General features: G+C 53.7%; 22 protein-coding genes. 15 read left to right on the top strand and 7 right to left on the bottom strand.

Translation table 11 applies throughout. The features are described 5' to 3' along the window. Positions 1-56: 56 nt before the first annotated feature. On the bottom strand, positions 57-1178 hold the full coding sequence (locus ACMGGU_RS12375; protein WP_023312277.1) for a branched-chain amino acid ABC transporter substrate-binding protein: 1122 nt from the start codon (positions 1176-1178) through the stop codon (positions 57-59). 423 nt (positions 1179-1601) lie between these two features. Between ACMGGU_RS12375 and ACMGGU_RS12370 the strand changes: the two genes are divergently transcribed. After that, the gene (locus ACMGGU_RS12370) at positions 1602-2270 is read left to right on the top strand and encodes a YecA family protein (protein ID WP_395299398.1); all 669 of its coding nucleotides are present in this window, start codon (positions 1602-1604) and stop codon (positions 2268-2270) included. Positions 2271-2426: 156 nt separating this feature from the next. Here ACMGGU_RS12370 and tyrP read toward each other — a convergent pair whose 3' ends face one another. After that, the gene (tyrP, locus tag ACMGGU_RS12365; protein ID WP_024909783.1) at positions 2427-3638 is read right to left on the bottom strand and encodes a tyrosine transporter TyrP; all 1212 of its coding nucleotides are present in this window, start codon (positions 3636-3638) and stop codon (positions 2427-2429) included. 228 nt (positions 3639-3866) lie between these two features. Here tyrP and ACMGGU_RS12360 point away from each other — a divergent pair, with 228 nt between their 5' ends. Then, a complete protein-coding gene (locus ACMGGU_RS12360; protein WP_395299397.1) occupies positions 3867-4208 on the top strand; it encodes a hypothetical protein in 342 nt (113 codons plus the stop codon). Positions 4209-4244: 36 nt separating this feature from the next. On the opposite strand, the gene ftnA is transcribed toward ACMGGU_RS12360, so the two are convergent. Next, positions 4245-4742, bottom strand: a complete 498-nt coding sequence (gene ftnA / locus ACMGGU_RS12355; RefSeq protein WP_395299396.1) for a non-heme ferritin — start codon at positions 4740-4742, stop codon at positions 4245-4247. Between the two features lie 202 nt (positions 4743-4944). Next, a complete protein-coding gene (yecR, locus tag ACMGGU_RS12350) occupies positions 4945-5283 on the bottom strand; it encodes a YecR family lipoprotein (RefSeq protein ID WP_045908178.1) in 339 nt (112 codons plus the stop codon). A gap of 234 nt (positions 5284-5517) precedes the next feature. Between yecR and azuC the strand changes: the two genes are divergently transcribed. Both azuC and ACMGGU_RS12340 read left to right on the top strand, forming a co-directional pair. Next, positions 5518-5601 carry a stress response protein AzuC gene (gene azuC, locus ACMGGU_RS12345; RefSeq protein ID WP_014884364.1) on the top strand — a complete coding sequence of 28 codons (84 nt, stop codon included), beginning with the start codon at positions 5518-5520 and terminating at the stop codon, positions 5599-5601. 109 nt (positions 5602-5710) lie between these two features. Then, positions 5711-5962, top strand: coding sequence for a DUF2766 family protein (locus tag ACMGGU_RS12340; protein WP_008500405.1), 252 nt, complete (start codon positions 5711-5713; stop codon positions 5960-5962). A gap of 42 nt (positions 5963-6004) precedes the next feature. On the opposite strand, the gene ACMGGU_RS12335 is transcribed toward ACMGGU_RS12340, so the two are convergent. Continuing rightward, the gene (locus ACMGGU_RS12335) at positions 6005-7348 is read right to left on the bottom strand and encodes an anaerobic C4-dicarboxylate transporter (RefSeq protein WP_262805081.1); all 1344 of its coding nucleotides are present in this window, start codon (positions 7346-7348) and stop codon (positions 6005-6007) included. 156 nt (positions 7349-7504) lie between these two features. Further along, positions 7505-8008 (bottom strand): non-heme ferritin-like protein, encoded by a 504-nt coding sequence (locus ACMGGU_RS12330; RefSeq protein ID WP_045908180.1) that lies wholly within the window; start codon positions 8006-8008, stop codon positions 7505-7507. A 788-nt stretch (positions 8009-8796) separates the two neighbouring features. Between ACMGGU_RS12330 and araF the strand changes: the two genes are divergently transcribed. From araF to otsA, 5 genes are all read left to right on the top strand, one after another. Then, positions 8797-9786 carry an arabinose ABC transporter substrate-binding protein AraF gene (araF, locus tag ACMGGU_RS12325; protein WP_008500409.1) on the top strand — a complete coding sequence of 330 codons (990 nt, stop codon included), beginning with the start codon at positions 8797-8799 and terminating at the stop codon, positions 9784-9786. 71 nt (positions 9787-9857) lie between these two features. Beyond that, positions 9858-11372, top strand: a complete 1515-nt coding sequence (araG, locus tag ACMGGU_RS12320) for an L-arabinose ABC transporter ATP-binding protein AraG (protein ID WP_045908182.1) — start codon at positions 9858-9860, stop codon at positions 11370-11372. Positions 11373-11383: 11 nt separating this feature from the next. After that, entirely contained in the window at positions 11384-12373 is a 990-nt protein-coding gene (gene araH, locus ACMGGU_RS12315; RefSeq protein WP_171843394.1) for an L-arabinose ABC transporter permease AraH, read from the top strand. A 176-nt stretch (positions 12374-12549) separates the two neighbouring features. Further along, complete coding sequence (gene otsB / locus ACMGGU_RS12310) at positions 12550-13353, top strand: trehalose-phosphatase (protein ID WP_045908184.1); 804 nt, start codon at positions 12550-12552, stop codon at positions 13351-13353. After that, complete coding sequence (gene otsA / locus ACMGGU_RS12305) at positions 13328-14752, top strand: alpha,alpha-trehalose-phosphate synthase (RefSeq protein WP_021240457.1); 1425 nt, start codon at positions 13328-13330, stop codon at positions 14750-14752. The genes otsB and otsA overlap by 26 nt, the downstream gene beginning before the upstream one ends. Positions 14753-14767: 15 nt before the next feature. Here otsA and uspC read toward each other — a convergent pair whose 3' ends face one another. Further along, positions 14768-15196 (bottom strand): universal stress protein UspC, encoded by a 429-nt coding sequence (gene uspC, locus ACMGGU_RS12300; protein ID WP_045908186.1) that lies wholly within the window; start codon positions 15194-15196, stop codon positions 14768-14770. 795 nt (positions 15197-15991) lie between these two features. On the opposite strand from uspC, the gene flhD reads away from it, so the two are divergent. From flhD to cheW, 6 genes are all read left to right on the top strand, one after another. After that, complete coding sequence (flhD, locus tag ACMGGU_RS12295; protein ID WP_008500415.1) at positions 15992-16342, top strand: flagellar transcriptional regulator FlhD; 351 nt, start codon at positions 15992-15994, stop codon at positions 16340-16342. 2 nt (positions 16343-16344) lie between these two features. Beyond that, positions 16345-16923 (top strand): flagellar transcriptional regulator FlhC, encoded by a 579-nt coding sequence (flhC, locus tag ACMGGU_RS12290; RefSeq protein ID WP_008500416.1) that lies wholly within the window; start codon positions 16345-16347, stop codon positions 16921-16923. A 123-nt stretch (positions 16924-17046) separates the two neighbouring features. Continuing rightward, positions 17047-17934: a flagellar motor stator protein MotA gene (motA, locus tag ACMGGU_RS12285; protein WP_008500417.1), complete on the top strand. Its 888-nt coding sequence runs from the start codon at positions 17047-17049 to the stop codon at positions 17932-17934. Beyond that, positions 17931-18860 (top strand): flagellar motor protein MotB, encoded by a 930-nt coding sequence (gene motB / locus ACMGGU_RS12280; RefSeq protein WP_032658606.1) that lies wholly within the window; start codon positions 17931-17933, stop codon positions 18858-18860. Before motA ends, motB begins: the two co-directional genes overlap by 4 nt. 4 nt (positions 18861-18864) lie before the next feature. Then, complete coding sequence (gene cheA / locus ACMGGU_RS12275) at positions 18865-20901, top strand: chemotaxis protein CheA (protein WP_395299395.1); 2037 nt, start codon at positions 18865-18867, stop codon at positions 20899-20901. Positions 20902-20920: 19 nt separating this feature from the next. Beyond that, positions 20921-21424 carry a chemotaxis protein CheW gene (gene cheW, locus ACMGGU_RS12270; protein WP_008500420.1) on the top strand — a complete coding sequence of 168 codons (504 nt, stop codon included), beginning with the start codon at positions 20921-20923 and terminating at the stop codon, positions 21422-21424. Positions 21425-21587: the final 163 nt, after the last annotated feature.

Here is a 21587-nt window from a genome sequence, read left to right as displayed (position 1 = left end):
ATGTTTATTACGCGCCGACGGGAGAGCCCGTCGGCGTTGAGCGTGACTCCGTCCCGTTACTGCACTTCCTTATACTTTCCTTTGTCGTCCCACTGGTAAACCACGTAGTCAGAGACCTTCAGATCGCCTTTGCTGTCCCAGGCTTTTTTGCCCATCACCGTGTCGACGGAATTGGCCTTCAGCCACTCGCTGGCTTTGGCAGAATCCTTGCCGCCGGTGGCCTTGAAGGCCGCGGCAATCGCCTGTACGGAGGCATAGGAGTAAAGCGTGTAACCTTCCGGCTCGAATTTACCGGCGCGGAATTTCTCGATAACCGCTTTGCCGTCCGGGATCAGGCGCGGGTCTTTACCGAAGGTCATGTAAATGCCATTGGTATATTGCGGGCCACCCGCGGCGGTCACCATCTCCTCGTTGACGATGCAGTCCCCGGAGAAGAATTTTGCCTGTACGCCCTGCTCACGCATCTGGCGAACCAGCGGACCGGCTTCCGGGTGACAGCCACCGAAGAACACGACGTCCGGTTTTTGCGCACCGATCTTGGTGACCAGCGCGTTAAAGTCTTTTTCACCGCGGGATAACCCCTCGTACATCACATCCTGAACCCCGCGTTTCGCCAGCGCCGCTTTGGTGGCGTCAGCCAGACCCTGACCATAGGTGTCTTTGTCGTGAATGATCACCACGCGTTTGGCTTTCAGCTTGTCGATGATGAAGTCGCTGGCAACCTGACCCTGCTGGTCGTCACGGCCGCACATGCGGAACATATCGCTCATGCCGCGTTCGGTAATCAGCGGGTTGGTTGAACCGGGGGTAATGGCGATGATCCCCGCATCGCTATACACCTCGGAGGCGGGCATGGTGGAAGAGGAGCAGAAATGGCCGACCACGGCGTTGACTTTATCCTGGTCAACTAAACGGTTGGCAACGGCGACGGCCTGCTTCGGCTCGCAGGCGTCATCTCCCTGAACCAGTTTGATCTTCTCACCATTAATGCCGCCGGCGGCATTAATGTCTTCAGCAGCCTGCGTTGCGCCGTGCCAGTATTGATCGCCATAGGTCGCATTGGGACCCGTAAACGGCCCGGCCACGCCAATCACAATATCTGCCCGGGCGGAAAACGCCGTCACCAGACAACCGGCCAGCACAAGAGAAAGAGGAGTTCTGATAAATTTCAGCGACATTATTATGTTCCTTAGCAAAGAGGTTTTTGCACCACGGCGTAAACCCGAACGCCCGACGGCGCAGCCAATCCGAAACACGAACAAGAACAAAATGCACTAAACGAACAAGATACAGACGGCATCCTGCATATACGGCGAGGTATCCCTGCGCAGCGTCGCGCGAAGAACATTAAGCAAAAACGTTGCCAGAATGGTTAACCCATTGACGGGCTTGTGACATGTTTGAGTATAGAGCGCCGCGTTATGCCGCCTTGCGGGAGGAGAAGAAATTACAGCGGAGATCACATATCGTTAACAATAAAGCCCATAAGTTGTGCAAAGGTCACGGTTTGCACTTTTTTGCAGCAATAAAGACCTAAACTTCAGCCCGGAGAGGCGTGAGATATGTGTTAGGATCGTTTCCTTTTTGCAGGAGTGTCAGCGATGACTGAAGGCCCATTGAATGAAAGCGAGATGGCGTGGCTTGAAGAGACGTTAATGTCTTACGGTCATGATGACGCGTCCGTGATTGACGTGTCCGAACTGGACGGCATGCTTACCGCAGTGCTTTCCGGCCCTGTTGTCGTTGAGCCAGATGCCTGGCTGGTGGCGGTGTGGGGCGGCGAGAAATATATCCCGCGCTGGAAAAACGATCGTGAGATGAACCGTTTTATCGATCTCTGCTTTAAGCACATGAACGATATTGCCGAGCGCCTGAGCGAATACCCGGATCAGTTCGAACCGATGTTTGGCTATAACGACGTGGACGGTGAGAGTTATACCGTGGTGGAAGAGTGGTGCTACGGCTATATGCGCGGCGTGGCGCTGAAGGACTGGTCAGCCTTGCCGGAAGCCCTGAAGGCCGATCTTGAGGTGATTGCCCTGCACGGGACGGAAGAGAACAGCGAAAAGCTGGATGAACTGTCCGAAGAGGAGTACATCGCCAGCATCGAGAGCATCCAGCCTGCGGCGCTGCGCCTGTATAACTACTGGGCGAACAACCCGCAACAGCCGGAAGCGAAGAAGCCGATTGTGAACGGCACGAAGGTCGGGCGTAACGATCCGTGTCCTTGCGGCAGTGGGAAGAAGTTTAAGAGCTGTTGTTTGCACTGATCAATTTTTTATTAACTTAGGTGGATTTATTTCGTTCACCTCCAGTCAGCAGGTAGGCCGGGTAAGCGCAGCGCCACCCGGCAAGAAAGACGGTATCAATATAAATGATGAGGTTTGTCATCAATCTCAAGGGGCTGATGACAGCCCCTTTTTTATTTAACCCACTTCCGGCAGCATCCCGGCTGCAATCAACACCTGCACCAGAATAATCACTACCCCGCAGCCAAACACAACGCACAGCAGCGGTTTTCCCCCCGCCACGCGGTAACCCTGCTGCGGATGCTGCTGGCGGCTCTTCCAGGCCAGCAGGGAGGGGAGGAGCAGAGCAAGGATCGAGAGCGCCACTCCCGCGTAGCCCAGCGCCATCACAAACCCACGCGGATAAAACAGCGCGAACGCCAGCGGCGGCAGGAAGGTGATCGCCCCCGTCTGTAACCGTCCTGCGGCAGTATTGCGACGCTGGAACAGGTCGGCCAGATAATCAAACAGGCCAAGCGCCACGCCCAGGAACGAGGTTGCCAGCGCCAGGTCGGCAAACAGGTGTACCGCCAGCTCCACGTGCGGCGAGGTCACAACCTCACGCAGTGCCAGAAGAAAACCGTTCAGTCCAGCGTGTTGCGCCATCAGCCCAATAAAGGTTGAAGAGTCGATGCTGCCCAGGGTCACCAGCTGCCAGAAAATATAGGCGATCAGCGGGATCGCGCTGCCAATCACAAAGACACGGCGCAGCTTGCGAATATCGCCGTTCATATAGCTGACGATACTCGGCACGCTGCCGTGGAAGCCAAACGAGGTGAAAATGACCGGGATCGCGGAAAGCGCCAGCCCTTTTTCCAGCGGCAACGTCAGCAGGTTGACCTTATGCACGTGCGGCGCCAGCAGGACCAGCATGACAATCAGGAAAAGAATTTTGGCGCTGAACAGAAAACGGTTAAACAGATCGACCAGCGACGTCCCGACGCAGACCACGCCGCCGCCGATGAGCGCAAAGAAGATGGCACCCGTCGCAGGGGTAATGTCAGAGCCAAACCAGTCGTTGACGCTGGAGGCGATCAATTCCCCGGCGCCGCTGATATAGGCGGCGGTCAGGGCGTACATCAGGAACATCATGCTAAAGCCGGTTATCCATTGGCCATAGCGTCCCAGATAGCGCGCCGCAAGCGAACCCAGACCGGTATCGGCGGGTACGTGCTGGTATACCTCAAGCAGCAGCAGGGCGGTGTAACACATCAGCGCCCAGAGCGTGCCCAGCAGCAGCAGGGTCATGCCAAATCCCACGCCCGCGGCCGCCAGAGGCATTGCCAGCATTCCTGCGCCAATTGTCGTTCCGGCGACGATAAAAATACTTCCCAGAGTTCTGTTTTTCACGCTTTCCTCTACAACGCTTCTTAACCGCGACAAAATCTGCGGCGCAGAGTAAGGGAAAAGCCGTAACTCGTCAAATCACCGTTACAAGTGGTGTAAAAAATGGTTTACGTATTAATGACCCTCCGATCCTTTTAGGCCTGCGCCTACCTCATAAGGGCAATACTGCTGCACGACATTCCGGCGTAACGTAAACAATAAATATAAATTATCAAATAAAGTGAGGGTGTTATGGCGGGGGAGAATCCTTTTACCGCGGCATGGAGCCGGGGAGGCAACCTGTTGTGCCATGGCCACTGGATAATCAGCTGGCAGAACCAGCCCCTGAATCTTCCCGAGTCCCGTCGCGAAAAGGATATGGGCACCTGGGGGATCTATTCGGTTATTGATCCTGAAGATGAGACCTTTGCACAAGGCTTACAGGAAGATGAGTGGATTATCGAGAATGTCGACTGGTTGACGGATTTGTTCTACGAGAGGGGGATTCCGCTGGAGACGTCCAGCTACCGCCATTTTTACCAGGCCGTGAATCCCCACGACTGGCGCTGCACCAGCTGTGCCGGGTGTATGTAAATTAACGCGGTACCGGAAACCGGCACCGCGCTGAAATTAATTCTGCGTATCAAGCGTGGAAAGTTCTTTATCAATAAAGTAAAGACCTTCACCGGATTTACCCACCAGCGATAATTTATCCAGCACGGATTTAAACAGCTTCTCTTCTTCATGCTGTTCGGCTACATACCACTGCAGGAAATTAAAGGTTGGATAATCCTGGCTGGTCATCGCGGCATGAACCAGTTCGTTAATTTTCTGCGTGATCAGCTGCTCGTGCTCGTAGGTGGCGCGGAACAGTTCATCGAGAGATTTATATTCAGCAAAAGGGGAAGCCACGGTTTCAATGCGCGGCAGGCTGCCGGTATCCGTCAGATAATCAAACAGACGCTGCATATGGGTCATCTCTTCCTGAGCGTGACGACGCAGAAACGCGGCCGCGCCTTCGAAACTGTGGTAGCTGCACCAGGCGCTCATCTGCTGGTAGAGCAGGGACGAAAACAGCTCAAGGTTCATTTGTGCGTTGAGCTTGTCGATCATTTCAGTTTTCAGCATGGTGACGCTCCGGGTTATTATTTCTGGTTCACAATGAGCGACACTATAATTTGTTATTTAATTATTTGCAAAACGTAAAATCTTTATTTTATTTATTAAAAATACGAATGGGAATAAAACGCATTGCCGATTTATTATTTATTAATGAGAATTGTTTTTGTTCGTAATGAAATAAACTGCCAGCACAGGCTGGCAGTCTGGATTAATACCAAGGATTATTTGACTTAGGGTTAACGGCGTAACCCAGGCATTTATACTGGATAGTCACGCTCTCGTTCAGACACAACGAACCGCTAATGAGGGTGCAGGTTTTGATGGGCTGACCATAGGCCGAGGCTGTGGCATACCCCATGTTTTGACAGGCTTTTACCGCCGTGCCGTTGTTCACATACTCATCGGAATACGCATTTTGCAGGGCTGCCTGGCCGTAATCGAGGCGGACGATGCCGTTTGGCGCGTCGAGGCTGCTGACTTCAGCCTGGCGGTTAATACTGCACCCCGCGAGCAGCAGGAGTGTGCCGGCTACAATGACTCTTTTCATGGTTCGCTCTGAGTGGATGGAAATACGTTATCGTACCCGCAGATGCCCGCCGCAATGGCTGGAATAGCCGGACAATCTGCCCTCACTCTTCGCAACGGGTCAGAGGTGAACGCCATCAGGCCACTGGCTGATTAAATTGTGATGTTTGTCACAAAAGTATTGATTTTTGTGATGGCGGTCATATTATAAGCAGGTTGACGATAAAGTTGTATAACAAGTTAATGGAGCATCATCGTGAAACTGCGCAAAATCCTGAAAAGTATGTGGGCCAATTACTGCCGCACCTTCAAAGACGTGCCGCCGGGCGCCATGTTCTGATAAAAAAACCTGCTTCGGCGGGTTTTTTTGTACCTGCAGCCGATGAAGGGAAGATGTCAGGGGGCGTGTTTTGGTACTATGGCGGCCTTTAAATAAGGAGAAAGCCCCCATGTCACAAAACCTGAGCGCCGATCAGGAACTGGTCTCTGACGTTGTCGCCTGCCAGCTGGTTATCAAACAAATCCTTGATGTTCTGGACGTGATTGCGCCGGTTGAAGTGCGCGAGAAGATGTCTACGCAGCTGAAAAACATCGATTTCGCCAGCCATCCTGCTGCCGCTGACCCGGTTACACTGCGTGCGATCCAGAAAGCCATCGCGCTGATCGAGCTGCGATTCACGCCGCAGGGTGAGTCTCACTAAAGCAGGGAAATGGGCGACGGCATGTGTCGCCCTTTGATGCTATCAGAAGAACGTCTGAACCAGCAGGTAGCTCGCCGCACAGGCGCAGCTCACCCCAATCAGCCCCGGCAAAATGAAGCTGTGGTTGATGATAAATTTCCCGATGCGGGTCGTGCCTGACCGGTCAAAGCCGATGCAGGCCAAATCGCTGGGATAGGTCGGCAGGACAAAATAACCGTATGACGCCGGGAAAAAGGCGATCAGCATTTTCGGATCGATGCCCAGCATCAGCCCCATCGGCGCAACCGCCGTCAGCGCCGCCGCCTGGCTGTTGACCAGTTTTGACACCAGAAACAGCACAATCGCATATGTCCACGGGTGGCTTTTCACCACGCCCTCCAGGGCCAGCTTTAACTCGTCGAGATGCGCCTGGAAAAAAGTATCGCTCATCCACGCCACGCCAAATACCGAGAAGATCGCGACCATACCGGCCTTGAAGACCGCGCCGTTGGAAATCGCGGAGGCATTGACCTTACAGGCCATCAGCATCACGGCACCCGCAATTAACATCATCATCTGAATGACAAGGTTCATCGACAGGGCCGTCATTTTGCCTTTCAGTTCAAAGGCCGGGCGCAGCTCAGGGAAGGCCCCCAGCAGAACGACCACGGCAATACCGGCAAAGAAAATCCACGTGGACCAGTAGGCCTGTTTTGGGAAACGCTGATTCATTAACGTCTCCGTTCCGCCATAGATAAATTCACGTTGTTTAGGATCGTTCAGCTTTTCCTGGAACTCTATGTCGTCCGCCAAATCTTTCCCGCGGCGTAAACTCCACAGCGCAGCAATGGCCACCCCGAAAAGTGACGCGGGAACCGACACGGCGAGAATTTCCAGAATTCCCCACGCGTGGCCGATCCCATGCTGGGCCGCCAGGATGGAGACCAGCGACACGACGGCAACCGAAACGGGGGAGGCCGTAATCGCCATCTGCGATGCCACCGATGCCACGGCCATGGGGCGCTCCGGGCGGATCCCTTTTTTCAACGCAATATCCGCAATGATGGGGAACATGGTGTAGACCACATGGCCGGTGCCGCACAGAAAGGTCAGCATCCAGGTGGTAAACGGAGCGAGCAGGGTGATGTGCTGCGGGTGTTTGCGCAGCAGGCGTTCCGCAAACTGCATCATGACGTTGAGGCCCCCCGCCGTTTGCAGGGTAGCGGCACAACCAATCACCGCGAGAATGGTCAGCATGACGTCAACCGGGGGTTTACCCGGCTGCAGACCAAAGACGAAACATAAAATAAAAAGACCAATACCGCTGATTAACCCAAGCCCCATCCCGCCGAAACGCGTACCCGTCAGCAGGCAGAGGAGAATGACAACAAACTCAATGGTGATCATGATGCTCCCTCGTCAATGATTATGTAATTAAATAAATCATCACACGTTGTGTGGTTAATCATTGGGAGCCAGATCTGATTTGTTAAATTTCAGCAAAAGCAGAAGGTTGGAGAGGGGAAGGGGACCTGCTCCCCGGGACGGAAGCAGGCCAAAAACTCAGTGATGCTGCACCGCTACAATGTCGAGCAGGTGACGGTCGGTTTGCTCAGGACATAAACCTGCCTGCTGCGCATTATGGATCTCATCCGCCAGCGTCTTCAGCAGCAGGCCATCCTGCTGCTGCTCTTTGTCCATATCGCGTAAGAATCTGAGCGTCGTAATATCCTGCTGCGCTTTGGCTTCATCAGCCAGTTTGTTGAGGGTGCTGCAGCGTTGTTCATACTCTTCAAGCGTCTTCTGAAACAGTTCTTCCAGGCAAGAATAGCTCTCGTTGATCCCATCAAGGGCTTTAACGACAGGATTCGCCCCTGAGGCCTTCAGGAAGTTAAAGACCCGCATCATATGGGTGACGTTACTTTGCGCCTGAGAGCGAAAGAAGGTGGCAGACCCCGTGAGACTGTTCTCAGCGCACCACGCACTTAAGTGCAGGTGCAGATTGGAGGCATAGAACTCAAGGTTCATCTGCGCGTTAAGTTTTTGCATCATCGTTTGGGTAGCCATACTCATATCCTTATTGACGGTGGGACGTGATGTCCGTTGCTTAACCTGAGCGTCAGGCAAATACGAAGAAAAAGAGCAGAAATACGTTTTCTGCAGTAAACGAAGTCGACCGAAATTCACTTCCTGTGTTCGATATAAATAAGCATACCCTTGTCTGTGGTCTAAGAAAACTCTTAAATAGGCTGTGTTTACCATACATTACAAACTTTAATATAGTACAGAAATACAATTAGCTCGCCATCAATTTCTATCTCATTAATCCATTGATAATTAATGGCTTTTACCGAAGAGATATACTGTTACTCTTTTGGGGATATTAAGCCGGAATAATGCTCCGTAAAAGAATGAATTACGGATTAATTATTTCGAATATATGATGCATTAATAAAATTGCGCTAAATCAAATTCTACGAAATAAATAACGCTCCGGACGTGCTGCGTTTTTGATGAAAAACATGCTGCAGCGTTCTGACGTCTTGGGTCCTCACGCCTGTTAAAAGGCATCAGGGATATCTTAGCTAATCTTATGGATAATCCTGCTCACCCTCGTTTCATTTGTCTGATAAATCCTGCCTTTTTTATGTCATTTTTCGCTGAATTTATGTACGCAATTACTGTAATTCTGCGGTGTGATGGGGCTCTCTTATGGAGGATTAATTTCCCGCTAAAACTATCACCAGCAATAACGCTTATGACGAGGTAAGCGCTAATGCCTTGTTTTAAGTCCGATTAAATAAGAAGCACGCAAATATTCCCTACAGAAAAGAAAGCTAAAGCTGGAGTTTACCATGCACAAATTTACTAAAGCGCTGGCGGCCATCGGTCTGGCTGCCGTTATGTCACAATCCGCTATTGCTGAGAATTTAAAACTCGGTTTTTTGGTAAAACAGCCTGAAGAGCCCTGGTTCCAGACGGAGTGGAAATTCGCCGATAAGGCCGGGAAAGACTTAGGTTTTGAAGTGATTAAAATCGCCGTGCCTGACGGTGAGAAAACCCTGAACGCCATCGACAGCCTGGCGGCCAGCGGCGCGAAAGGTTTTGTGATCTGCACGCCGGATCCCAAGCTGGGCTCGGCCATCGCGGCCAAGGCCCGGGGCTATGACATGAAGGTTATCGCCGTTGACGATCAGTTCGTTAACGCCAAAGGCAAACCGATGGACAGCGTCCCGCTGGTGATGATGGCGGCGACCAAAATCGGTGAGCGTCAGGGCCAGGAACTTTATAAAGAGATGCAAAAACGCGGCTGGGATGTCAAAGAGACCGCGGTGATGGCCATTACTGCGGATGAGCTGGACACGGCACGTCGTCGTACGACCGGGTCAATGGACGCGCTGAAAGCAGCCGGCTTCCCGGAAAAACAGATCTATAAAGTCCCAACCAAATCCAACGATATCCCGGGCGCATTCGACGCCGCGAACTCCATGCTGGTGCAGCATCCAGAAGTCAAACACTGGCTGGTGGTCGGCATGAACGACAACACCGTGCTGGGCGGGGTGCGCGCGACGGAAGGTCAGGGCTTCAAAGCGCCTGACGTGATCGGGATTGGCATCAACGGCGTTGACGCCGTCAGCGAGCTGTCCAAAGCGCAGGCAACCGGCTTCTACGGTTCACTGCTGCCAAGCCCGGACGTTCACGGCTACAAATCCAGCGAGATGCTCTACAACTGGGTCACCAAAGGGGCTGAACCGCCGAAATTTACCGAAGTGACCGACGTGGTGCTGATCACCCGCGACAACTTCAAAGAGGAGCTGGCGAAAAAAGGACTGGGCGGGAAGTAATACGCGGTGATTGTGCCCCTCATCCTTCGTGAGGGGCCTGACGTACACACTACAGGAATCACGGAGACGTTATGCGACAGTCTGATCCGTATCTCTCTTTTCGCGGCATCGGGAAAACCTTCCCCGGTGTTAACGCGCTGACCGATATCAGCTTCGACTGCTATGCCGGCCAGGTTCACGCCCTGATGGGGGAAAACGGTGCGGGAAAATCGACGCTGTTGAAAATCCTCAGCGGCAACTACTCGCCCACGACCGGCACGCTGGCGATCCGCGGCGAAGAGGTCGCTTTTGCCGATACCACGGCGGCGCTCAATGCCGGGGTAGCCATTATCTATCAGGAGCTGCACCTCATCCCTGAGATGACCGTGGCGGAAAATATCTATTTAGGACAGCTCCCGCACAAAGGCGGCGTGGTGAATCGTTCGCTACTTAATTATGAAGCGGGGCTGCAGCTTAAACACCTGGGTCTGGACGTCGATCCCCAGACGCCGCTGAAATATCTCTCCATCGGCCAGTGGCAGATGGTTGAAATTGCCAAGGCGCTGGCGCGTAACGCCAGAATTATTGCCTTCGATGAACCCACCAGTTCGCTCTCAAAGCGGGAAATCGAAAATCTGTTCCGCGTGATCCGCGAATTGCGTCAGGAAGGCCGGACGATTCTGTACGTTTCGCACCGCATGGAAGAAATATTTGCCCTGAGCGATGCCATCACCGTGTTTAAAGATGGACGCTATGTGCGCACTTTTACCGACATGGCGCAGGTGAACCATGACCAACTGGTCCAGGCGATGGTCGGACGCGATCTGGGTGATATCTATCACTGGCAGCCGCGCCAGTACGGCCCGGAACGCCTGCGCCTGGATAGCGTAAAAGCGCCGGGCGTCAGAACGCCGATTTCGTTATCCGTACGCAGCGGTGAAATCGTCGGCCTGTTTGGTCTGGTGGGCGCGGGGCGTAGCGAGTTGATGAAAGGTCTGTTCGGCGGTACCCGTATTACCGATGGGCAGGTCTCCATTGACGGCGAGCGGATAGATATTCAGAAACCAGCCCACGCGATCAGGGCGGGGATGATGCTCTGTCCGGAAGACCGGAAAGCGGAGGGCATTATTCCGGTGCACTCGGTGCGCGACAACATCAATATTTCCGCCCGGCGTAAGTTTATTCGCGCCGGTTGCCTGATAAACGATAGCTGGGAGTCGAGTAACGCCGACCACCATATTCGTTCACTGAATATCAAAACGCCGGGTCCGGAACAGCTGATCATGAATCTGTCAGGCGGAAACCAGCAAAAGGCTATTCTGGGCCGTTGGCTGTCAGAGGATATGAAGGTCATCTTACTGGATGAGCCGACGCGCGGTATCGACGTGGGGGCAAAACACGAGATTTATAACGTGATTTATGAGCTGGCAAAACGCGGCGTGGCGGTGCTTTTCGCCTCCAGCGATCTGCCTGAGGTGCTTGGCGTGGCCGACCGCATTGTGGTGATGCGTGAAGGCGAAATTGCCGGCGAATTACTTCATGAACAGGCGAATGAACAACAGGCGTTGAACCTCGCCATGCCTAAAGTTAGCCAGGCCGTCGCCTGAGTAAGGAGTTAATGATGTCCTCTGTTACTACATCCGGAGTGCCGAAGTCGAAGTCGGCGTTGAGTGTTGGGCGTATCTGGGATCAGTACGGCATGCTGGTGGTCTTTGCCGCACTGTTCGTCGCCTGCGCGATCTTTGTTCCCAATTTTGCCACCTTCATTAATATGAAGGGGCTGGGTCTCGCCATCTCCATGTCCGGGATGGTGGCCTGCGGGATGCTGTTCTGCCTGGCCTCCGGCGATTTTGACCTGTCGGTGGCGTCGGTGATTGCCTGCGCAGGCGTCACGACGGCCGTGGTGATCAACATGACGGAGAGCCTGTGGATTGGCGTTTTTGCCGGTCTGTTACTCGGCGTCATCAGCGGTCTGGTGAACGGTTTTGTCATCGCGCGCCTGAAGATTAACGCCCTGATCACGACGCTTGCGACAATGCAAATTGTCCGCGGGCTGGCCTATATCATCTCTGACGGTAAAGCGGTGGGGATTGAAGACGAACGCTTCTTCACGCTGGGGTACGCCAACTGGCTGGGTCTGCCTGCGCCTATCTGGCTGACGGTGGCCTGCCTGATCCTGTTCGGCTTCCTGCTTAACCGGACCACCTTTGGCCGTAATACGCTGGCGATTGGCGGTAATGAAGAGGCCGCCCGTCTGGCCGGGGTGCCGGTGGTGCGCACCAAGATTATTATCTTTGTGCTTTCAGGACTGGTTTCTGCCGCGGCGGGGATTATTCTGGCGTCGCGTATGACCAGCGGCCAGCCAATGACCTCTATCGGTTATGAGCTGATCGTTATTTCGGCCTGCGTGTTAGGGGGCGTTTCCCTCAAGGGCGGCATCGGAAAAATCTCATATGTGGTGGCCGGTATCCTGATTTTAGGGACGGTAGAGAACGCCATGAACCTGCTGAATATTTCGCCGTTCTCGCAGTACGTGGTACGTGGTCTGATCCTGCTGGCAGCGGTGATTTTCGACCGTTACAAGCAAAAAGCGAAGCGTACCGTGTAACCGTTTTGCACCTCTTTTATTGCTCAACTTATAACCATAGTTGACCTCTTAACCGCCCCGCCAGTAAAACTGGCGGGGCGGTTGTCAAATGGCGAGCGACGTCACACTGTCTATACTTACATGGCTATGAAAGAGGTAAAGGCGTTTGCCTCTCGTCAACCGTAAGGAGGAAAAGGGTGGCTGACTTGTTAACCGCACCGCCTGTACTGCCCGGACACTATGCTTTCTTTTTTGATCTCGACGGCACGCTCGCCGGGATAAAACCGCACCCCGATCAGGTGTCTATTCCGGAGGCGGTGTTACAGGATTTGCATCAGCTCTCGCTCATGAATGAGGGAGCACTGGCATTGATATCAGGGCGCTCAATGGCCGAGCTGGATCTGCTCGCCAGTCCATACCACTTTCCGCTGGCCGGTGTGCACGGAGCGGAGCGCCGCGACATCCATGATCAAACGCATATCGTTTCACTCCCCGACGCACTCACGCAAACGCTCCAGAAGCAGCTCTCTGCTGCGCTGGCAGACCTGCCTGGCACCGAGCTGGAAGCCAAAGGCATGGCCTTTGCCCTGCATTATCGCCAGGCGCCGCAGCATGAAGCTGCCGTGCTTGCGCTTGCGCAGACGGTTGCGGATGAACATCCACAGCTGGCGCTGCAGCCGGGCAAATGCGTGGTGGAGTTAAAGCCTAAGGGGATTAATAAAGGCGCAGCCATCGCCGCATTTATGGCGGAGGCACCTTTTAAGGGCCGGACGCCTGTTTTCTTTGGGGATGACCTGACCGACGAGGCCGGGTTCCGTGTGGTTAATCAGGCCGGAGGGATCGCCGTTAAGGTAGGGCCTGGTGACACTGTCGCCGAATGGCGGCTGGCGGATGTCGCCAGCGTCTGGCAGTGGGTATCTGATATCGCTAACCAGCAACAACAACAAATAGCGCAAAACAAAGGGGGAAACCATTATGGGTCGCTTAGTCGTCGTCTCTAACCGAATCGCACCGCCTGATGATAAAAAAGCCAGTGCGGGTGGCCTGGCGGTAGGGGTGTTAGGTGCCTTGAAAGCCGCTGGCGGGCTGTGGTTTGGCTGGAGCGGAGAAATCAGTGAAGAAGAGAAACCGCTCAAAAAAGTGACGCGCGGGAACATCACGTGGGCGTCGTTTGCACTGAAAGAGAAAGACTACGACGAGTATTACTCGCAGTTCTCGAATGCCGTCCTGTGGCCGGCGTTTCACTATCGTCTTGACCTGGTCAAATTCCAGCGTGAATCCTTCGAAGGCTACGCGCGCGTGAATGCGCTGCTGGCGGATAAACTGCTGCCTTTAATAGAAGAAGACGATATTTTATGGATCCACGATTATCACCTGCTGCCGTTCGCCAGAGAGCTGCGAAAGAGGGGAGTGAATAACCGGATTGGCTTCTTCCTGCACATCCCGTTCCCGACGCCGGAAATTTTTACCGCGCTGCCGCCGCATGAAGAGCTGCTGGAGGCGCTGTGTGACTACGATTTGCTGGGCTTCCAGACGGAAAATGACCGACTGGCATTCCTTGACTCCGTGTCAGGGAAAGCGCGTCTGGTGACCAAAGGCGGGAAAACCCATACGGCGTGGGGAAAAACGTTCCACACCGAAGTGTATCCTATAGGGATTGAACCTGACGAAATCGCGGAGCAGGCCTCTGGCCCGCTGCCGCCAAAGCTGGCGCAGCTTAAGAATGAACTCAAGCACGTGAAAAATATCTTCTCAGTCGAGCGTCTTGATTATTCCAAAGGGCTGCCGGAGCGCTTCCTGGCATATGAAACGCTGCTGGATAAATATCCGGAGCATCACGGTAAAATCCGTTATACCCAGATTGCGCCGACGTCGCGCGGTGAGGTTCAGGCCTATCAGGACATTCGCCATCAGCTGGAGACAGAAGCAGGGCGGATTAATGGCCGCTACGGGCAGCTGGGCTGGACGCCGCTGTTTTATCTGAACCAGCACTTTGACCGTAAGATCCTGATGAAGGTCTTCCGCTACGCGGACGTCGGCCTGGTGACGCCGCTGCGCGACGGGATGAACCTGGTCGCGAAAGAATACGTGGCGGCGCAGGACCCCGCCGATCCGGGTGTGCTGGTGCTCTCCCAGTTTGCCGGGGCCGCAAATGAGCTCACGTCGGCGCTGATTGTGAACCCTTACGATCGCGATGACGTGGCTAACGCCCTGAACCGCGCGCTGACCATGCCGCTCACGGAGCGTATTTCCCGCCATGCTGAAATGATGGAGACGATCCGGAAAAACGATATTAACCACTGGCAGGCGCGTTTTATTCAGGATCTCCGCGATATCGCCCCACAAAGCCATGAAGGCGATTTACAAAAAAAGATCGCAACCTTCCCTAAACTTGCCTGATATTTCCCTGGGGGGTTAACGCCCCCCAAGCGGTACTAACAGCACATCAACCTGGCTTGACGCGACAATAGATTTCGCCGCGCAGGCTGCGCGCGATAAAAAGCTGTGGTTATGATTCCCGCATATCACTAAATCAATATTCTGTTTACGACACATATCGAGAATATGGGCATTAAGTTCTCCTGTCGCAATAACGGTCTCAAAGACGGGATAATCTGCCTTTTCTACCAGCTCGCGCAGGAATTGCTGCGTTTCCTCCTGAAGTACCTCACGAATATCCTCCAGCATAGGGGCAGCCAGCTGATTATACATCTCCGGTTCGGCCGCAAGCGTGATGAGGCTGATGCGGGCATTGTGGGGTCTGGCAATGGACACTGCCCGGGCGACGAGTTGATGGCTTTCTGGGGAAACAGCAACAGAAACAAGTAGATGGGAGTAACTCATGGCGCACTCCTTGGGTGTCTGACTGACAGCGTTTGATCACCTTTACCGCGAATTTCCGGGTTCTGCAAGGGCTGATTACGACATTAGTGTGAAGCTTATCATAATTATTCATTAATTATTCTTATAAGAAGAATAACTGAAAAATGGGCCTAAATGAAAAAAATTAACAACTTAACGTAAATCACACAAATTTATGCCTTGACTGTTGAATCGTTTTTACGCGTTACAAAATCATTTCGAATGATCACGGACTGAAACATCTTTTTTAGGCTACCTGCATAACTCTATGTTTTTTCACAGTAAGAAAAATGTTTCCCGAAGGGGTGTTTGATGTAAATGTTTCCGCGCCATGCTCCCCGATGGAAAAGCACATTGCATGCCAGTTCTGATCCCCCTTCTGCATGAGTATTCGTCAATTAAGAATACAAAACAGTGCCGATTGGTCAATAAGTGAACAAATTACAAGTCATACTGATGGATTTATGGGTCATATTCACTTAAATTGTGTGACGTGGATCACATTTTTTTTAAATTTGAGGATGGCTGGATTGTATGTGTCAAAACTGACGAGTAGAGTTTGCGTCGAATTAGGAAAAATCTTAGTTATTTGTAAGAAATGATAAAACATGTAAGAGACGCATTCGCGTTTCCTCTCTTACGCGTTTCGATGAATACAAACCTAAATTCAACTATGCATTTAGCCTTTTCTTTTTTATACCGGGTGATTTCCCGGCGACATCACGGGGTGCGGTCTTTCCGCATAAAAATAATAGTTGGTTATTCGGGATGGGAACAATGCATACATCCGAGTTGCTAAAACATATCTATGACATCAATTTGTCGTATTTACTGCTCGCGCAGCGTTTGATTAGTCAGGACAAGGCGTCCGCGATGTTTCGTCTGGGTATTAACGAAGAAATGGCAACCATGCTGGGCGGCTTAACCCTCCCGCAGATGGTTAAACTGGCTGAAACGAATCAACTGGTTTGCCAGTTCCGTTTCGATGATTCACAGACAATAACGCGTCTGACGCAGGAGTCCCGTGTAGACGATCTTCAACAGATCCATACCGGTATTCTTCTTTCCACTCGCTTGCTTAACGAAATCAGCCAGCCTGATGACGTAGCCCGTAAGAAAAGGGCCTAGCAATGAGCGAGAAAAGCATTGTTCAGGAAGCGCGTGACATACAGTTAGCCATGGAGCTGATTACACTGGGTGCTCGTTTACAAATGCTGGAAAGCGAGACGCAGTTGAGCCGTGGCCGTCTGATCAAACTGTACAAAGAGTTACGTGGTAGTCCCCCGCCGAAAGGCATGCTGCCGTTTTCTACCGACTGGTTTATGACGTGGGAGCAGAATATTCACGCTTCCATGTTCTGTAATGCCTGGCAGTATCTTCTCAAAACCGGTTTGTGTAGCGGCGTTGACGCCGTGATTAAAGCCTACAAACTTTACCTTGAACAATGCCCACAGCAGGAAGAAGGTCCTCTGCTGGCGCTGACCCGCGCATGGACGCTGGTGCGTTTTGTTGAGAGCGGAATGCTTGAGTTGTCGCGCTGCAACTGCTGCAACGGCAATTTTATTACCCATGCTCATCAGCCTGCAGGCAGCTTCGCCTGTAGTTTATGTCAGCCTCCATCCCGCGCAGTAAAAAGACGTAAACTTTCCCGGGATGCTGCCGATATTATTCCACAACTGCTGGATGAACAGATCGAACAAGCTGTTTAACCCGAACGTGTGGGAAAGATTCCAGCAGCGGTAAGCGATTACCGCTGCTTTTTTTTACCCCGTAAACGGTCAACGCTGCGAGCTGGACGTCCTTGCCATAGTCACTAGCGGAAGGATGATGTCGTGCTTATCTTATTAGGTTACCTGGTAGTTCTCGGTACAGTTTTCGGCGGTTACATGATGACCGGCGGGCACCTTGGAGCACTCTATCAACCGGCTGAACTTATTATCATCGGCGGCGCAGGGGTAGGGGCTTTTATCGTTGGTAACAACGGTAAATCGATCAAGGGCACGCTGAAAGCAATTCCATTGCTGTTCCGTCGCTCGAAATACACCAAAAGCATGTATATGGATCTGCTGGCACTGCTCTATCGCCTGATGGCGAAGTCGCGTCAGCAGGGCATGTTCTCGCTCGAGCGGGATATTGAAAACCCGAAAGAGAGCGAAATTTTTGCCAGCTATCCGCGCATTCTTGCTGATGCCATGATGCTGGATTTCATCGTCGACTATCTGCGACTGATCATCAGCGGCAACATGAATACCTTCGAAATCGAAGCGCTGATGGATGAAGAAATTGAAACCCATGAAAGCGAATCTGAAGTACCGGCCAACAGCCTGGCGCTGGTCGGCGACTCGCTTCCGGCATTCGGTATCGTTGCCGCGGTCATGGGGGTGGTTCACGCGCTGGCCTCAGCAGACCGTCCGGCAGCGGAGCTCGGTGCGCTGATTGCCCATGCGATGGTGGGTACCTTCCTCGGTATTTTGCTGGCGTATGGTTTTATCTCTCCGCTGGCCAGCGTACTGCGCCAGAAGAGCGCGGAAACCACCAAAATGATGCAGTGCGTGAAGATCACGCTGCTCTCTAACCTCAACGGTTATGCGCCACCGATCGCGGTTGAGTTTGGCCGTAAAACGCTTTACTCCAGCGAGCGTCCGTCGTTTATCGAGCTTGAAGAACACGTGCGTGCGGTGAAAAACCCAAACCAACAGACGACAACTGAGGACGCATGAAAAACCAGTCCCATCCGATCGTCATCGTAAAAAAACGCAAGCACAAGGGCGGTGGGCATGGCGCGCACGGCTCGTGGAAAATCGCGTACGCCGATTTTATGACCGCAATGATGGCGTTCTTTCTGGTGATGTGGCTGATCTCCATCTCCAGCCCAAAAGAACTGATCCAGATTGCCGAGTATTTCCGCACGCCGCTGGCAACGGCGGTGGCTGGCGGACCGCGTATCTCTAACAGCGAAAGCCCGATCCCGGGCGGCGGCGATGATTACACCCAGCAGAAGGGTGAGGTGAAAAAAGAGCCGAACATCGACGAGCTGAAGAGAAAGATGGAACAGGCACGCCTGAAGAAACTGCGTGGCGATCTCGACCAGCTGATTGAAGCGGATCCGAAGCTGCGCGCGCTGCGACCGCATCTGAAGATTGATCTGGTGCAGGAAGGGCTGCGTATCCAGATCATCGACAGCCAGAACCGCCCGATGTTTAAAACCGGGAGTGCGGAAGTTGAACCGTACATGCGCGATATTCTCCGCGCCATTGCACCGGTGCTGAACGGCATTCCTAACCGAATCAGCCTGTCAGGACACACGGACGATTTCCCGTACGCCAGTGGGGAGAAGGGATACAGCAACTGGGAACTTTCTGCCGATCGTGCCAACGCCTCGCGTCGCGAGCTGGTGGTAGGTGGGCTTGATGATGGCAAGGTACTGCGCGTAGTCGGCATGGCCGCAACCATGCGCGTTTCCGACCGCGGGCCGGATGATGCCATCAACCGTCGTATCAGTCTTTTAGTGCTGAACCAGCAGGCGGAGCAGGCCATCCTGCATGAAAACGCCGAAAGTCAGAATGAGTCACTGGACGATTTAAAACAGCCTGGGGCCGTTCCTTCGGCTGCCGTTCCAACATCGCCACCAGCCAATCCGAGGTGATAGCGTGAGCATGGATATTAGCGATTTTTACCAGACATTCTTTGATGAAGCCGACGAATTGTTGGCCGATATGGAGCAACACTTGCTCGATTTGGTGCCCGAAGCACCGGATTCCGAGCAGCTCAATGCCATCTTCCGTGCGGCGCATTCCATTAAAGGCGGAGCCGGAACGTTTGGATTTACCATCCTGCAGGAAACGACCCATTTAATGGAAAACCTGCTTGATGAAGCACGACGCGGTGAGATGCAGCTCAATACCGACATTATCAACCTGTTTTTGGAAACCAAAGATATTATGCAGGAACAGCTCGACGCCTATAAAAGTTCGGCAGAGCCTGATGCCGCCAGCTTTGAATACATCTGCAATGCGCTGCGCCAGCTCGCGCTGGAAGCAAAAGGTGAGGTTGCCGCAGCCGTGGTTCCTGCCGCAAAACTGAGCGTTGTGGATACGGTTGCCGCGCAGGAGTCTGCCCCTGCCGACGCACCGGCAGGCAAACTGCGCGTTGTGCTGTCTCGCCTGAAAGAGAATGAAGTTAACCTGCTGGAAGAAGAGCTGGGTAACCTGGCGAAATTAAGCAACGTGGTAAAAGGCAAAGACAGCCTGGCCGCGACGCTTGATGACGGTATTGGCCAGGACGATATCGTGGCGGTGCTGTGCTTTGTGATTGAAGCCGATCAAATCGCCTTCGAAACCGAAACTGTCGCAGTTGACGCCCCTGTGGCTGCGGAAGAGGTGGCTGTTGTCGCCCAGGCCGCCGCACCGGCTGTGGCCCCAGCGGCCCCGGCGCTGAAGGCGGTGCCAAAAGAAGCTGCTGCACCGGGCCGTGGTGAAAAACCTGCCGCGCGCTCCAGCGAGTCGACCAGCATCCGTGTTGCCGTTGAGAAGGTTGACCAGCTGATTAACCTGGTGGGCGAACTGGTGATCACCCAGTCGATGCTGGCGCAACGTTCAAACGAACTCGACCCGGTCACCCACGGGGATTTGATTACCAGCATGGGCCAGCTGCAGCGTAACGCCCGCGACCTGCAGGAATCGGTCATGTCCATCCGTATGATGCCGATGGAATATGTCTTCAGCCGCTTCCCGCGTCTGGTCCGCGATCTCGCCAGCAAGCTGAACAAGCAGATTGAACTGACCCTGATGGGCAGCTCAACCGAACTGGATAAGAGCCTGATCGAGCGCATCATTGACCCGTTAACGCACCTGGTGCGTAACAGCCTCGACCACGGTATCGAACTGCCGGAAAACCGCATTGCCGCCGGGAAATCGCCGGTCGGCAACCTGATTCTCTCTGCGGAACACCAGGGCGGGAACATTTGTATCGAAGTGACCGATGACGGCGCCGGTCTGAACCGCGAGCGCATCCTGGCAAAAGCGATTTCGCAGGGGATGGCGGTCAATGAAAACATGACCGACGAAGAAGTGGGCATGCTGATCTTCGCGCCGGGCTTCTCTACCGCAGAGCAGGTGACCGACGTCTCCGGGCGCGGCGTGGGCATGGACGTGGTGAAACGTAACATCCAGGAGATGGGCGGCCACGTTGAAATCCAGTCTAAACAGGGTTCCGGCACCACCATTCGCATCCTGCTTCCGCTGACGCTGGCGATCCTCGACGGCATGTCCGTCAAAGTGGCGGACGAAGTCTTTATCCTGCCGCTGAACGCGGTGATGGAATCCCTGCAGCCGCGTGAGGAAGATCTGCATCCGCTGGCGGGCGGCGAGCGCGTGCTCGAGGTTCGCGGTGAGTACCTGCCGCTGGTGGAACTGTGGAAAGTGTTCGAAGTGGACGGGGCGAAGACCGAGGCCACGCAGGGTATCGTGGTGATCCTGCAAAGCGCGGGCCGCCGCTATGCGCTGCTGGTCGATCAGCTGATTGGCCAGCACCAGGTGGTGGTGAAGAACCTCGAAAGCAACTACCGCAAAGTGCCGGGTATTTCTGCCGCCACCATTCTGGGTGATGGTAGCGTGGCGCTGATCGTCGATGTGTCGGCGCTTCAGGGATTAAATCGTGAACAACGTGTGGCGTACACAGCCGCCTGATTAAGTAGAAGGTAATAACATGACCGGTATGAGTAATGTAACGAAACTGGCGGGCGAGCCATCAGGACAGGAATTTCTGGTATTCACTTTAGGCGATGAAGAGTACGGCATCGATATCCTGAAAGTGCAGGAAATCCGTGGTTACGACCAGGTTACCCGCATCGCTAACACGCCTGCGTTTATTAAAGGTGTCACCAACCTGCGTGGCGTCATTGTGCCCATCGTGGACCTGCGCGTGAAGTTCAGCCAGGGCGACGTTGATTACAACGACAACACCGTGGTGATCGTCCTGAACCTGGGGCAGCGCGTGGTGGGTATCGTGGTGGATGGCGTGTCTGACGTGCTTTCCCTGACCTCTGACCAGATTCGTCCTGCGCCGGAGTTTGCGGTCACGCTGTCGACCGAATACCTGACCGGTCTGGGCGCGCTCGGCGAGCGTATGCTGATTCTGGTGAACATTGAGAAGCTGCTGAACAGCGATGAGATGGCGCTGCTGGATATCGCTGCGAGTCACGTAGCCTAAAACAAAGCCGGGTGGCGCTGACGCTTACCCGGCCTACGTGTTCGAGCCATTTGTAGGCCGGGTAAGGCGAAGCCGCCACCCGGCTTTTTTACATCCTGCTCCACCAGCTCAGCTTTCGTGGCCACCCATACGTTAATGCTCGGGGCCGTCTTCGCCGCTGGAT

The organism is Enterobacter sp. BNK-8 (assembly GCF_048685095.1).
GTDB lineage: Bacteria > Pseudomonadota > Gammaproteobacteria > Enterobacterales > Enterobacteriaceae > Enterobacter > Enterobacter quasiroggenkampii.
Note: the sequence above shows the minus strand (reverse complement) of the source record. Positions and strands in the feature narration are given on the sequence as shown.